Source organism: Paenibacillus sp. FSL R7-0273, from assembly GCF_000758625.1.
Classification (GTDB): Bacteria; Bacillota; Bacilli; order Paenibacillales; family Paenibacillaceae; genus Paenibacillus_AQ.
In genome coordinates this window covers 2685063-2699431 of sequence record NZ_CP009283.1, presented here as the reverse complement: position 1 = coordinate 2699431, position 14369 = coordinate 2685063, and the positions used below count along the sequence as shown (strand labels likewise).

The following is a 14369-nucleotide window of genomic DNA, read 5'->3' as shown; positions in this document are numbered from 1 at the left end:
AAACAATGTTAACTTGTCCCCCGGGCAGCTAGACCATTATTCTCTTGAGACTATGGACGTAACGGGCGCGGATGATGACAAAATAGAGCGACTGCACGCCTAGGAAAGCTATTGCCGTGATCAGAATCGGCAGCGTGGTATCCCGGATGTGGAATTGATTCAGCACCGGGCGGACCACCACCAGCGTCTGCACTGTTGCGACCAGCACAGGGACGAAGAACAGCAGGGCAATCTGCCTGGTGGCGGCAGATGACATCTCTCCGCTGCTCAGGCCTATTCTGGAAAGCGAATGGTACATCCTCATGTCCGTGTTCAGCTCGGTATGCAGCTTGAAGTACAGGAAGCTGGCCGAAGAAACGGAGAAAACAAGCGCCATAAAGATGCCGATAAAGCCGATCATAGCGTTCTCATGCTTCGAGGACAAATAATCGAATGCCTTGGCATTGAGCATCGTATACTGCGTACCTGCGGAGAGGTTCCGGACCCGGTTCCACTTTACCAGCTCCGCAGAGATGATGAATTTAGCTTCATCTACTGTAGGAGGAGAAGAATCGTTCCAGGCCGGTATAGTGTAAAAATAATTTCCGATCAGGGAATTGCCGCCGGAGCCGGCCTCCGCCTGTCTATAGAGCGCATCATCCACAATTAATACCGGTGCTGTATACTGGCCGAACGGCATTACCTTTGGCTTACGTACCTGCTTTAAGGTGAGCGTCTGTTGTCCGCTTGCGTCGGTCAGCGCTGTTGTCTGTCCAGCCTCATAATTGTAGTCGGTATACTGCGGGTTCAGCAGCAGCACGGCTTCATTTACGGCGAGCGGAGGCAGCTCCTTATCCCCGATAATCTCCCCCAGCTCGCGAAAGCGGCTGAACGGCAGCAGCAATACGGGCTGGGCACTGTTCTTCTGTTCGTCGATTACGGCGCTGCGGATGAAATCGACCTTGTATTCGTTGTAGGCGACGCCTTCCATTTCCAGCCGGCTGCGGATTTCCTGCAGCCCGGCACCGCTGTCCCCGGCGGAAGCCCCCGGGTAAATAGTGTAGCTGACGGCGAACGGATTGCTCAAATAGCTTGCACGGTTGGCCTGATTCATCGACAGGAGAAATGACGCAGCCATACTGGCGAGGGAGATAACGATCGTCACCAGAAACAAAATGCGCGCATTGTCCTTGAGCTTATAGCCCATTTCCGAGATCCATACAAGGTTAGTGCCCCGCCAGCTCCGTTTGCGGCTGTTTTTGAGCAGCCGCAGTCCCAGTACAGATAGCTGGGAATAGAACAAATAAGTACCGGCAATGCCCGTGACGGCGGCGATCAAGAGTGAGCGGGACGACATCTGTCCATGAATGGCTGTGGCCCCGGCACCCAGCAGGGCCAGTCCAAGCAGCGACAGCAGAAATGAGGCTTTGGGCTCCTTTTTTGGCTTCACACTGCCTTTAAGCAGCTCAAGCACCTGATTCCTGCGGATCAGCACAAGCGTGAATATGGAATTCACCAGGAACAGCGTCACGAAAGCAGCCGTGGTCGTAATCAGCGCCCGGGCCGGCCAATAAAACGGCAAAGAATCCAGGCCGATGACGGCAGTGCCAAGCAGCAGGAACAGCTTGGACAACAGCAGCCCGCCTGCAAGACCGCACACAATCGACAGCCCCCCGATCAGCATATTCTCCATCAGAATAAGCCGGTTGATCTGGCCCGGACGGGCGCCAAGAATCGTCAATAGGCCGAATTCCAGGTTGCGCAGCTTCAGAAAGGCGCTGATGGAGTACATGACGAAGAAAAAAGCGAAGATGAACACAATATAGGAAGCGATCTTCATCCCGGCGGCGGTATTCGCCCCCATTTCCACAGCGGTGACGCCCGGGTGGAACATAAACACGGAATAAGAGAAGAAGATCATAACCATGAATGCGCTGCTGAGAAAAAAGGCCGCATAGGTACGCGCACCCCGCCTTACGTTGTTAAACGCGAATTGAGGAAAGCTCATGCATATTCCCTCCCCAGAAAGAAAGTGTATCAATGATTTGCTGGAAAAAGGCCTGCCTATTGTCACCGCGGTGGATTTCAGCCGCCAGCTTGCCGTCCTTAATGAAGACGATACGGTTGCAGTAGCTTGCCGCCAGCGGATCATGGGTAACCAGCATCAGCGTCGCGCCTTCTTCACGGTTAATCTCCTCCAGAGATTCCATCACGATCCGTGAGGAGTGGGAATCCAGTGCGCCGGTAGGCTCATCGGCCAGCAGAATGGCAGGCGAGGTGATTATAGCCCGGGCAATGGCCGTCCGCTGGCGTTGCCCGCCGGAGATTTCATAAGTCCGCTTGTTCAAGATATCCTTAATGTTCAGCCTGGCTGCGACCTGGTTCAGCAGCGACTCCATCTCGGCCAGCCTGCGGTTATCCAGGGTCAGGGGAAGCACGATGTTCTCGGCAACAGTTAGGGTATCCAGAAGATTGAAATCCTGGAACACGAAGCCGAGCTGCCGGCGGCGGAACAGGGCCAGCTCCTTCTTGTTCAGAAGATACGGGTTGCTCCCTCCAATCTTGACCACACCCGATGAGGGCTGGTCGATGGTGGAGACCATATTGAGCAGGGTTGTTTTGCCGCTGCCTGAGGGTCCCATAATGCCGACAAATTCCCCCTGTTCGATGCTGAGATGAATATCGGTGAGCGCCTGTGTAGCGACCTTACCGGGATACGTTTTGTTCAGTGCGGTTACTTCAAGAATATTCATTGTGCTCTTCCTCCCTGCCCGGAAACAGGAGCGCCCCACCACCAGCCTGAGCCCGATAGGTACGCCGCATGTTTCCTCTTATGCCCAAAGTGTACAGGATCGGCCTGCGGCTTGCTATGGATTTACCTTAACGTTGCCTTACAGCCCGTTTAAGCTGGTGTTCGCCTCCCGGGATGCTTTACCCAACACAACAAGTCCGTCCATCAGCCGTAGCGGGTGATAGACGGACTCTGATCCGGTGGTGCTGAGCGGATTACGCATTGCCGTTCAGGCGGGCTGCACCGCTGAAGGTCAGTGTTACTGTTGTTCCTTCACCCGGCCGGGAGTCCAGGCTGATGCTATGGCCCAGCCGTCCGCAGATTTCATGCGCCAGATACAGGCCCATGCCGGTCGATTCACGGTACTGCCGCCCGCGCTCGCCGGTGAAATATGGATTGAAGACACGCTTCAAATCAGCCGGAGAAATGCCAATGCCCTCATCTGAGATTTGCAGAACGATATCCGCCTCCTGAACGTAGGCATGCGCTGTCACCGTTTTTCCCGTACCCGGAGTGTAGTTTACTGCATTGACCAAAATTTGGGTCAGCATAAATTTCAGCCATTTGGCATCGCTGTAGATCGTCAGATGCTCATCCACCCGGATGTCAGCCTTGATGCCTCTGCGGATGAACAGCCGGCGGTTCTCTGCCACCGTCTCGCTGACTATACTGCGCAGCGGCAGGCTCTGGACCTGAAAGTCAACCTCGAACTGTTCCAGCCGGGAAGTGTAAATAACCATTTCCAATCCCTTGCGCAGCCGGTCTACCTCCTCCTGGATACTGCCCGCCTTCTCTTCTTCAAGCTCCTGCAGGGTAAGCTGGATGACGGACAACGGGGTTTTCATCTGGTGGACCCAGCGGTTGATGAAGACAATATGTCCGTTCATCCGCCCGGCGTAGGCCTGAAGCTGCTCCTCGTAATTTCGGCGGCTCTGCCTAAGCAATTCGCTGACCGCTTCCGGCAGCGGGGCATCATCCAGCGGAGCCGCCGGACCAACGGTCGCAAGCGGGGTACTCAGCAGGCTGTACAGCTTGTAATGCCGGATATACCTGTAGACGAGATAGACAAGCAGCACAGCGGTGCTGAGTGTCATTCCATACAGAATGATCGGCAGCGTCCTGGATTCACCGGTCAAGTAGTACAGCACCGGAACAAGCAGCATTTGCAGCAGGTAGAAGAGCAGCAGCGGGACCTGATCTCTGAGAAAAAGCTTCATGACCGGCCATCCGCGGCGCTCATCCGGTAGCCTGCCCCCCTGATAGTCTCTACGGTTTGTTCAAGCCCCAGCTCCTCAAGCTTCCGCCGGACTCTGGCAATATAGACATTCAGGGTATTATCATCGATAAAATGCTGGTCCTCCCACATCACATCCAGCAGCCGTTCCCGGCTGACCACCCGGCCCTCCTTCTGCAGCAACGCTTCGAGCAGCAGAGTCTCCTTACGGGTAAGATCCATGGTCCGGCCTGCGTAACGGATCATATGCCGCTCGGGAAACAGTATTAATCCTCCTGCCTCCAGCTTCCGCTCCTCCGGAGTCCGGGCATACTGGCCGTAGGACCGGCGCAAATGGCTGCGGATTTTGGCCAGCACCACCTCATATTGGAAGGGCTTCGTAATATAATCGTCGCCGCCATTCTCCAGCGCAAGCACCTGATCCATCCCGCTGTCGCGCGCCGAGATGAACAGGATCGGGCATATCGAGAATTGGCGCAGCTGGCGGCACCAATAAAATCCGTCATAACGGGGCAGATTGACATCCAGCAGCACAAGGCTGGGAGCTGCCGCCTCAAAGCATTCCTGCACACTGTTAAAATCATCCACAATGACCGTGTTAAAGCCGTATTTGGACAGATAGGTACCCAGCATGTCCGCCAGCTTGGCGTCATCCTCAACAATCAGAATCGTCTCCACATGCTCACTTCCTTGTGTCAGTCATTTCAATGGAATAATCATATAGCCAGGTATTTGCGGCGTCAATGAATCTGCAATGACAATGTTCAACCCGTTTCCATTCTACTTAAATTGGAACCACGTTAAATTTGCAACTGTGGTTGAATCTGATTTAACAAAAGTAACATATACCGTATGGGTTCCTACAGCTGTCCCGGCATTAAGCGGGATATTCTTGACTGACCATGTCTGCCATCCGCCTGTGCTTACTCCTGTCCAATAACCCAGCATAGTGCCTGTAGGGCTGTCCAAGTGGAATTCTATTCTTCCGCCGGAATTAGCAGATGCAACCTTCAGATCAATACTTGTTTTAGCTGTACTGCCAAAATCCACATTTTTAAATGCGATATAGTCGCCATTACTCCCGCCACCCACATTCAGCCCGCCGTCAGTGCTTGACTCATAGGAAAGAACACCTGAACTAAGGTTATAGCCTTCCGCTTCAAATTTCAATGTGTTGAATTTTGGCTCTGCAGCATAGCTGTTCGTGTCAGTTATTTTCAAATCCGTCAAATTATTTACCGCAACTCCACCGACGCGGACATTGTTTAATGTAACTCCGGAAACAGTAGAAGTGTCACTCCAACCCTTCATTATTGAAACTTCACCTAAAGCGCGTAGATTGATATTATTATAGACCACATTTTTGATCGGACCGCTTTTTGCAGAAAGATCAAACCATCTGGAGTGAACACCGGATCTTGGCCAGAAGCCTTCTACATCGATATTGTCAAATATGATGTTTTGTGCTGCTGGAGTTCCATAAAGATGACCTACTGCTAAAGCGCGCCAGCACCGGTATACGTAAGAATTTTTAACAACTATGCCATCCTGAGGCTGTTTCACTCCATCTCCAACCTTGAATGCTCCACATCTGCTCCAAGCCAATGCATCATCCACCACTACATTTGACTGGTTCTCAGGAATTCCCGGCCAGTTTGCAGCTATATCCGTTGTCGCTACATCCCATGTCTTAAAGGAGTAGGTGTCATCCTCCGATACGGCTACCGTATGCTTGATGAGTACATTCTGGCTCTCTTGAATATCAATTGCATCATTTTCATAATCAAGTTCATTGTTGTTAAAGTGCTTTGTATTCTGGAATATGACGTTATTTGATCTGGTAACGATTGTAGCCCAACCGCCGCTGTCTCTTATGGTTATGCCGTCAACCGTGAAGTTGCTGCACTGCAAGGGTACAAGAATATTGTTCAAATAATTGTTTGTATTTCTCATATAATGGCCATTGCCGTCAATAGTCCCCCTGCCGTATATCTTAATATTGTTTGCATTGGTCTCGGTATAAATAAACCATGTCCCATCCTTATTCAGAGAATTCTTATGAAAATGGGTCGTGTAATCGCTTGGATTTCCTGAACCCCTTATAACAGATCCACCCTCCAGATAAACCGAAACATTGCTTTTTAGAACAAGGTTTCCGCTCTTGTATACCCCGGCTGGAACGTATACTGTACCGCCACCTGCTGCGTTAGCTGCATTTATGGCGTTTTGTATGGCAGTTGTAGCCAGAGCGGTACCGGTACTGTCGGCACCGTAACTGGTTTTAACATTGTATATACCTGTACCGGATGAAGCCGGAACATTGGTTTCAAGAGCATCTGCCGCAATAACCAGATCCTTCAGATTATTGATTTTAACGATAAGATAGGTTGGTGATGAAAGTGTAAATGTAAGTGTATTTCCGCTCTTTGTTGCAGTGATTCCCAAAGCTTTAGGAGAAATATTATAGGTATTGATTGGCTCGCTTGCTGTTATTGTGATTGTAGTCGTACCTGAAAAAGAGAAATTACAATAATTATAGTTTACAAATACCGCTGAAGTGTCGATTACCGGTATATTGGTAGAGTCTGCTGTTACCGTGTATTGACTAGTCGTGGTATAAATCGACGGTAATGGATAGCTTACAATTGTACCCGCCGCTCTTGCTGTCAAAGGAACGACAGCTGACAGACTGGCGAGCATACAAATAATTAAACTTAATAATTTTAACTTTTTCAGCATAAATAAACACTCCTCTCATATTTTCAAAAAATCCCGGCGGTATAGCGCTTCTTCCAAGTGTCCTCCTAACCTTGTCATTGGCAAACGGCACCTGCTCGACGGCGAGCAGTAGGCTGGTGTTGCCCCAATGCTTCAGGTCCCGCGACTCGGAGATCCAGGCATCGAAGCGGTCCCGGCCGCCGCGGCTGTATACCGTGCAGGGACGCTCCAGCCGGACATACTTGCAGCCGGTCAATTCGGAGAACAGTACTCATTGGTAATTCCTCTTTATATCTCTCTACTGTATACGCTTACAACCTGATTATAGACGGATTAGCGCATCCGGATAAGGCGGGTAAGCCCACTTTAAGGGCAGATTTCTGCAGAAGCTTTATACAGTGAAGGGAGGCTACCTCCGCCCCGCGGACATGCCTCCCCTGTGCTTTTTTATTCTTTTCCAAAATAATGAAGTTAGAACTCGGACGGGGTCATCCCGGTATATTTCTTAAACACCTCGCTGAAATAGTTGGATAAGCAGCAGAACACGGCAATATAATGAATTATATTGCCGTGTTCTAGATGTTGAAACTTTTTTACTTATAATGAACTGAACGGATTCTAAATAATAAAAGGAGAAATCACTCTAAAATCTCCAGAGTCAGACTAATTGTTTTATGCAGTTAATGTATGTGATTGTTCAAAATAAGTGAGAAAATCGAGCGTAAAAAGCTAATGATTACGGCAGCAAACGTTTCAAAAAAGTTGATAAAAACACTCCACACGCTTTACTCCACTAAAGAATTCTTCACATATACTGATAAAAAGAGCATTTATAAAATATGCATACTTTTTGTATAATATTCACGATATTCATTCCATTGTTTATTTATTCATAAAAAAGCATAATAACTCAAAATTACAACTATCGTTATTTTTCACTTATGTTTAAGTCACTAAATAATTATTTTTTCATATTTATAAAATTTAAACATGCCATGTATAACTTCCCCACTTACTGCCGGATTTTTTAGGACTAACAGCGTGACCCTGATCATCTTCACAGATCATTATAAATTTATGATTTTTTTCATTTTGTCGCCCAAACTCATCGATTAGTAACTTCACAGAGATAGTAGTATTAGAAAGAGCTATATCTTGAATTGAAACTATTTCGTATGAAATCAGTAACTGGCTCTTAAATTGCTCACGAACCTTTAAAGGTGCTGTTTTTTCATCAAACACCTTATACGGAAGAATTAACGTCATCCTACCGTAATTCTTTTGCATCCAGTATGTAAGAAATTTATTTAGTACATATTCAGGAGTATTTTCCTTAAATAAATCGGGATTGATTGAGATTGACTCCCGGGGTTTCCAACTTTCAAGTTCTTTCTTAGTATTATTTAGTTCTTGAATGTTTTCAATTATGTCTAATAATGATTCTTTTGGCTTGCCTTCAGGAGGGACTAACTCACCTTTTTCAGCCTTTGCAGCCCATTCACCGACTGCAAATAGGAGTGCCCAGGTTTTTGCAGCTACAATTTCATTATCATAACCTAGATCTGTTCCATGCAAAATACCATTTCGATATGGTAGGGTTATTGTTTCATTTGTAGTTTTGCGACGACCTTTACGTGTTATTCTAACCAACTTTTCCAAACCCTGACTATGAGCCGCAATTGAATCCCAGGCTTCTAACTTAGTCGATTCTGCCGAGATTCCTTTACGATCTGCATGAAGTTCATTTACAAGGCCATCCATTAAAGCCAGGATAACCGGAACACATGCATGATACCTTTTCTCTTCATAATCGATTAATGCTTTAAGGGCTAATTCCATTCGTGGTCTAAAAGCTATAATCGAATTTAGACGTTTTAACTGAAACCGTATTGTTTCAACGTTATAGTATTGTAGTATCAGCTCAAGCGCACCTTTAAAATTACCCGACTCAGCTGCTAGAACTGCCTCTTTTGCAACATCAAAATTCATCATTCTATAAGTTATCCAGCCATGCTCTGCAAAAAAATTATTAAATCTGTCTGGGATCGTAACAATATCTTTGGTTTGCATGTCCAATTCCGGTATGTTACTTAATGCGTCTTCAATCTTGTCAGTTTTCACTCCAAATTCATTAAGGATTGGTCCTAGTAGAGGCATTGTCTGTTTTAAACTCTTCATATTCGTTACAGTAGTTGATAGCTCCTTAATACTAGCGATATTACGAATACGATTCTTACTCTGTTTCTTCGTTTTTTTCTTAGCCATAAGTTACTCCCCAATTTAATTAATCTCATAACTATTAATTTATGAGTTTAACCATCATTTTACCAGGTGGATCACAAGAACTTGATTGTTTTAAAAAAACCTGCACTTTGCGCAGGCTTAATGTCTTTTGATAAGTTTAGGCCTGAGCCCTCTTTTTTTCTATCTCCCTTATTATTAATTCTATATCGGTTACATATTCTCTATATTCTAATGTGTTCTGTTCCTTTTCAAGATAAAGTTTAGTAAATATAGATTCAATATCGATAAAATTTGATAATGAGTTAAAATCTACATGCTTGAAACTTCCCATTGTGCGGTAAAAGTGTTTAATAAATTGAACTAACATCGATATATTACTTTCTGTCTTATCAATAAAGTTCATCCATCTTTGTTCATTATCCCATTCTTTCCAACGATATAAAATGTACTCTAACCGAACTTCATTATGCAGCTTATTGTTTTCATCAAACTCTAATATTTTCTCTACACAGAACTTTTGAAGCTCTAGTATATGACTAGATTCGAAAATACTTTCATTATTAACTCTAGCACTTTCAGGTGACGAAATTATAGAGACGTAATGAACAGGGGCGTACAATGTTTTTGACGCTATCATTGTTGATTTAAGAGTCTCAAAATTAAATTCCTTGTTCTCTTTTTGCCTCATAAACAATTGATGTATGATCCTAACAATATTCATATCAGGGCTAAAGTCAAATACACTAGTTTTCCCAAGAGGAAGCTCATCTGATATATTAAAAAGAGCTTCAATTACAGGTGCATTATTTGCTGCAGGTATATCATCAAAACCACTTGTATAATTTTGTATATCCCGTAGCACTTTTAGTATCTTACCTTTATCCATGTAAGATCTTAAAACCGGCTCGAATTCTTCTAATGTTTGACTTGCATGAATAATCGTTTTCAGTTCATAAATACTAACCTCATCTTCATCTCCCCCAGGAATGTAGGCAAAGAAGGATTCAAAGTGTCTCGATGAACATACTTTCAGTTCTTTAGCCCACTCTGCCTGCCATTCTGCTCCATATGATAAGGAGCCTCGGTCTAAGATATTTTTTAACTGCGGGAACAGGAATACCGTTATGTCTTGGATGTTTTTCCTGTAATGAATATCTATCTTAGAAAGTTCAGCATTAAGTATTTTTTGTCTTTCAGTCCCTTCGTTAGAAGAAATCAACCTGGAATTGCTAGTATTTGTGAATAACTCTTTATTAGCTTTAATAAAATCATAGAAATGTGGAGTGAATATTCTTATCGCTTCAACTCCTAATAAATCAACTAAATTTACTTCAAGCGTGTCATTTTTATAGAGTAAAGAAAGATTGAATTCCAGGCTACTAATATAACGCTTTATATCCCTGATTGTTGTAAAAAGTTCTTTAAACCCACTATTATAAAGATTAGACCATGTTACATTCTCCTCTCCTAAGTACTTGTCCTTTTCTCCATTAGGAATACGTTCTAGGACGCGATCTAGTTCCTGAAAAAGCGTTATGTGAAGACGACTCTGTCTAACTTGAGGGATATTAAAGTTAACCTGAACAATTTTCTCTAAATAATTTTTCCCTGAGAAACCATGTTCTCCGTTTAAATGCTTTTCAACAATACCCCGATCCATCGCAAGGACATAAATCGTATTCGGAAAATCTGCATTTACTCTGATAACCTTCATTAAACTTTTGATTTCACTTTGTGATAATCGGTCTATGTCATCAATAATAATTACAAGTTTTTTATTATTCTTTTGTAGTGTATCTTTAATTTCCTCTTTAAGTTTATTCAATGGCTTTTCTTTACTTTTTGAGCTTATTTCAAAATATGACGATCCTTTTAATAATGTGTCTTTGATAAATTGGATAACTATAAAAAGAAAACCAAAGAAAAGACTTAGATTCTTGATCCAGCTAGGAACAATAAACGGTATATTACCCAATGAAATCCCCACAAGTGAAAGTACGGGAATCAATTTATCAAATACGCCTCTGGCTATAGATTTTTCAGGCACTGCACCGAGTAACACTGCATAGGCCTTTAGTTTGTCAGATAGTTCTTTTTCTCTCTTGCCAGTATCTTTTAATTGCATTTCTTTTGCCAATTCGTTAAAGAAACTCCCCGTAATACTAACAGTATCCGAAAATGCCCAAGGATTATATTCAAAAATAAAAGGTGTTTTATCATTGCGTAACTTTAAAAAGTGAACTGCCATATTAATAACAGAGCTTTTTCCTGATCCCCATTCTCCATCTAACGAGACAACAAGACTGTCATGTCCATCCCATTCTCGGATTGAATTCGCTAAATGTTCTGCGAAGCCTTTTCTAAAAAGCAGATCTTCATCGGGCTTGTTTATAGGTCTGTCTTGCAAAAACATGAGTTGATTCACCCTTTACTGAAAACTATACTTACTACGACAAATAACAAAATGATTGAGGGGCATGGAAGGAATTAAATTCGAGTTTAGGATCTATAGGTTTTTCATACCGTACTGGTTCAAGTATTTTAATTGCATAACCCTCTTGTCTATTCGCAAAGTATTGATTAAAGAACAAATCACTTACGCCAGCGTATTCTTTTGTTTCGCTCCAAATCATTTCGGGACTATCAAACAAAATAGAATCAATTTTAAATTCTCCAACGATTAGCCCTTCTGGCATTGTTGAATATACAACAATTATATCTACATCTTTTTTAAAAATAACTTTACGATATTCATATTTTTTTTCTCCGCTAAAAATTTTTTCCACATATTCAGGTTTAATCGATAACAAGACTTTCATAAACATCACCTAAAGTTAGAATTTTTTCAAACTCTTGATCCGAAAGCGTTAAACATCCCCAATAATCCTTTTCATTTAAACCAACTTCCTCAACTAATTTTTTTCTGGTTAATCTTTTTCTAAATGCTACATTATATGTCATTTTGATTATGTAAACACGTCCTTTTTTATACCAGTATTCTAATAATTCTGAATCAGTAAAAACGGAGTAGCTTCTGCAATATCTCATATATGATTCTAAATTTGAAAATTCACGGGGGCTTTTAACTTCTTCAATTACACAAATAGAAGTTGCAACAGATGTATACCATGCAGAGGTATTTTCTGTTTTAGTCCTATATATTACCAATAAATCTCCCGTCTTAACAGATGCTAATCCAGACATCGATGAAAGATACACTTTATGTATACTATTTGTATGAGAAACGTCCGATATGATATCAAAGCTCTCATTTTTCAAAATAGAGTCTGGAAATAGCTTAGTATGATAACGTGGTTTTATTGCCAATAAGTGCTTAGCTCGTTCACTTGATTTGACTAATGGGTAATCTTGTAGAATATTATTAACTGTAGTTATTAAACTTTTGGTTAAAACTAATTCTTCCCCTGCAGGAGATACTTTACTTCCACTCACCTTAAATCCATATTTTTTAAAGGTTTCGACTAATTTTTGATGCTTATCAAAAACGGTAACATAAATATTTTTGATGTCCTTAACAATGGCATAATCGAGAATTTTTTTTATAAATCGCTCTCCAAGTCTAGTACCATGCGGATTAACTTTCATAGTTCCGACCTTTAACCACGATCCTTCACCGAGTACAGGATGAACATCATTTATTGGGCCTGTTTCAGTTTTCATATATAGGAAGGCCTCCAGCATGTCTGATTCATTATAAAATACTTGAGCTGTTTCACTCCCCTTTTTCATAAACCATTGTTCAAATCCAGGATAGTCCTCCTTTAACGTTACAAAAAAAGGATCGTTTAAATTAATCTCTTTAAACTTTTTAGTTTCAATAATTCCATCCATAACAACGCCTCCACGCATGGTAATATAGTCCAATAATACCAGACAAAACGTGTCGATTGTTGTCTCTTTAAGTCGTTATCAAATTTTCCCTTCAAACAGTTCAAACAGTTCAAACAAATAGTAAATAAAAAACAAACAAAATTAAACTTTAAACTTAATATTGTATCTATAATTTCAGTATACCACTATTGCCACGAATAAGAACTTACGTTCTGCAAAAAAGATAAATAAAAATAACTGGAATATTAATTGGTATCAAAATAAGCCCTAACCATTATAGTTTCAGGCTTATTTATGTAGGCATTCAGGATGAAATATATAACATTCTCAGCATTCACCTTACATATTTAAAATAATAATTTATTCGAGTTATAAATGAATGTATTGTAGATAAATTAAGAATCCAACAACATTTATATACATATAAGAAGCATTTAAATGTCAATTCTTTTTGAAATATCTTCTTCTGTATCTTGTATAATAGCTTCGTCCTTTATAAATTCAGCTATATCTTCGAGAACTCTGCCAACAAAAGGATATTCAAAATAAAAACGTTCTGCCAGATCATGATACTTTGCAGCCAGTTCCCGTTCTTGTTTTCTACCTTCATCGTGCCATTCAAATCCCCGAGAACTTATAATTTCCAAAAGTAACCCCGTTCGAACTCCAGATGGTGAGATCTCCTCCAATGCTTCACATACTTCCTTATAAGGCCACATACCTTCTTTTTCTGGAGCTTTTGAAAGCAGCTTTCCGAGATACTCATCTCCTACTTCAGTACGACCGTAGATCCGGCATGGGTCTCTTACTTCAATAAGCCATGCCTTCAATACAGAAAAGCCAAGCATTGGCATGATCATCGATAAGATTCTTGTTTTTACTTAATTTAGATTTTAGTGTTACAAATTTATTCCAGGCATCAATCGCTGTTTCTTCAAATGAGAAATAATTAGCAAGATTAAATGGAAACCACATATCCTCTGCATTTTCGAGTTGATTTGATATTCCTATAAAAATCGGCTTGTTTAGCGAATGAGCAATTCCAATCTCAGTAATGCTTCCATAGGCGTCTCTTTTATCTGTCCAGAAGAACACCATATCAGAACTTTTAATCCATTCAATACATTTATTGTTAACATCATGGCGTTTGAATTGCTTTTCAATTTCCTCCCCTTTTTCTCCAAAAACACCTGTATCGCAACCAGTATTTATGACTCCTAAGCCATGATTGCCCGCGTCATGAAAACATCCGTGGTCACATGAAACGAAAAAAGGACCGTTGTAACTGAAACCATCAACATAACTCATTTTGCTTTTGAAAAAGTCAGAATTTCCCGACCTCAAGTCTGTGAAAATTGAATGCCTCCAGTCATTTCTTTCAATTTTACCGCCCAGATATGGTTCAAACATGATTTGAGCCTTCCTTTAGAGAGGTAATCTTTGTGTCATTTTCTCCTTTAGGAATAACTTTTGTGTCACTCGGTTCTAACAGGGTAACTATTGTGTCATTTTCCTTGTAGTAACAGCCTCGCTGTCACCAAGTGCAGACTA

General features: G+C 42.3%; 12 protein-coding genes and 1 pseudogene. All 13 read right to left on the bottom strand.

The genetic code is table 11. The features are described 5' to 3' along the window. Positions 1–28: 28 nt before the first annotated feature. On the bottom strand, positions 29–1987 hold the full coding sequence (locus R70723_RS11430) for an FtsX-like permease family protein (protein WP_039872123.1): 1959 nt from the start codon (positions 1985–1987) through the stop codon (positions 29–31). Then, entirely contained in the window at positions 1962–2732 is a 771-nt protein-coding gene (locus R70723_RS11425; RefSeq protein WP_039872122.1) for an ABC transporter ATP-binding protein, read from the bottom strand. The genes R70723_RS11430 and R70723_RS11425 overlap by 26 nt, the downstream gene beginning before the upstream one ends. A gap of 253 nt (positions 2733–2985) precedes the next feature. Further along, positions 2986–3987 (bottom strand): sensor histidine kinase, encoded by a 1002-nt coding sequence (locus tag R70723_RS11420; protein WP_039872121.1) that lies wholly within the window; start codon positions 3985–3987, stop codon positions 2986–2988. After that, the gene (locus R70723_RS11415; protein WP_039872120.1) at positions 3984–4682 is read right to left on the bottom strand and encodes a response regulator transcription factor; all 699 of its coding nucleotides are present in this window, start codon (positions 4680–4682) and stop codon (positions 3984–3986) included. Before R70723_RS11415 ends, R70723_RS11420 begins: the two co-directional genes overlap by 4 nt. A gap of 102 nt (positions 4683–4784) precedes the next feature. Then, positions 4785–6743, bottom strand: coding sequence for a carbohydrate-binding protein (locus R70723_RS11410; RefSeq protein WP_083684196.1), 1959 nt, complete (start codon positions 6741–6743; stop codon positions 4785–4787). A gap of 67 nt (positions 6744–6810) precedes the next feature. After that, positions 6811–6993, bottom strand: a pseudogene (locus R70723_RS33990) (glycoside hydrolase family 130 protein); the annotation flags it as partial. A gap of 200 nt (positions 6994–7193) precedes the next feature. Continuing rightward, on the bottom strand, positions 7194–7268 hold the full coding sequence (locus R70723_RS34380) for an AraC family transcriptional regulator (RefSeq protein WP_372238220.1): 75 nt from the start codon (positions 7266–7268) through the stop codon (positions 7194–7196). A gap of 438 nt (positions 7269–7706) precedes the next feature. After that, positions 7707–8987: a hypothetical protein gene (locus tag R70723_RS11405; RefSeq protein ID WP_052421274.1), complete on the bottom strand. Its 1281-nt coding sequence runs from the start codon at positions 8985–8987 to the stop codon at positions 7707–7709. Between the two features lie 136 nt (positions 8988–9123). Next, on the bottom strand, positions 9124–11379 hold the full coding sequence (locus R70723_RS11400; protein ID WP_039872119.1) for a KAP family P-loop NTPase fold protein: 2256 nt from the start codon (positions 11377–11379) through the stop codon (positions 9124–9126). A gap of 34 nt (positions 11380–11413) precedes the next feature. Beyond that, positions 11414–11785: an ASCH domain-containing protein gene (locus tag R70723_RS11395; RefSeq protein ID WP_039872118.1), complete on the bottom strand. Its 372-nt coding sequence runs from the start codon at positions 11783–11785 to the stop codon at positions 11414–11416. Further along, positions 11763–12818 carry a hypothetical protein gene (locus R70723_RS11390; RefSeq protein WP_039872117.1) on the bottom strand — a complete coding sequence of 352 codons (1056 nt, stop codon included), beginning with the start codon at positions 12816–12818 and terminating at the stop codon, positions 11763–11765. Before R70723_RS11390 ends, R70723_RS11395 begins: the two co-directional genes overlap by 23 nt. A gap of 434 nt (positions 12819–13252) precedes the next feature. Continuing rightward, positions 13253–13678 (bottom strand): hypothetical protein, encoded by a 426-nt coding sequence (locus R70723_RS33385; protein ID WP_156123809.1) that lies wholly within the window; start codon positions 13676–13678, stop codon positions 13253–13255. Beyond that, positions 13629–14228, bottom strand: a complete 600-nt coding sequence (locus R70723_RS11380; protein ID WP_039872115.1) for a hypothetical protein — start codon at positions 14226–14228, stop codon at positions 13629–13631. Before R70723_RS11380 ends, R70723_RS33385 begins: the two co-directional genes overlap by 50 nt. Between the last annotated feature and the right edge of the window lie 141 nt (positions 14229–14369).

Coding starts and splice junctions, on each gene's coding strand:
- R70723_RS11430 (WP_039872123.1), bottom strand. CDS start 1,987: ATGAGCTTTCCTCAATTCGCGTTTAACAACGTAAGGCGGGGTGCGCGT.
- R70723_RS11425 (WP_039872122.1), bottom strand. CDS start 2,732: ATGAATATTCTTGAAGTAACCGCACTGAACAAAACGTATCCCGGTAAG.
- R70723_RS11420 (WP_039872121.1), bottom strand. CDS start 3,987: ATGAAGCTTTTTCTCAGAGATCAGGTCCCGCTGCTGCTCTTCTACCTG.
- R70723_RS11410 (WP_083684196.1), bottom strand. CDS start 6,743: ATGCTGAAAAAGTTAAAATTATTAAGTTTAATTATTTGTATGCTCGCC.
- R70723_RS11405 (WP_052421274.1), bottom strand. CDS start 8,987: ATGGCTAAGAAAAAAACGAAGAAACAGAGTAAGAATCGTATTCGTAAT.
- R70723_RS11400 (WP_039872119.1), bottom strand. CDS start 11,379: ATGTTTTTGCAAGACAGACCTATAAACAAGCCCGATGAAGATCTGCTT.
- R70723_RS11395 (WP_039872118.1), bottom strand. CDS start 11,785: ATGAAAGTCTTGTTATCGATTAAACCTGAATATGTGGAAAAAATTTTT.
- R70723_RS11390 (WP_039872117.1), bottom strand. CDS start 12,818: ATGGATGGAATTATTGAAACTAAAAAGTTTAAAGAGATTAATTTAAAC.
- R70723_RS33385 (WP_156123809.1), bottom strand. CDS start 13,678: ATGATCATGCCAATGCTTGGCTTTTCTGTATTGAAGGCATGGCTTATT.
- R70723_RS11380 (WP_039872115.1), bottom strand. CDS start 14,228: ATGTTTGAACCATATCTGGGCGGTAAAATTGAAAGAAATGACTGGAGG.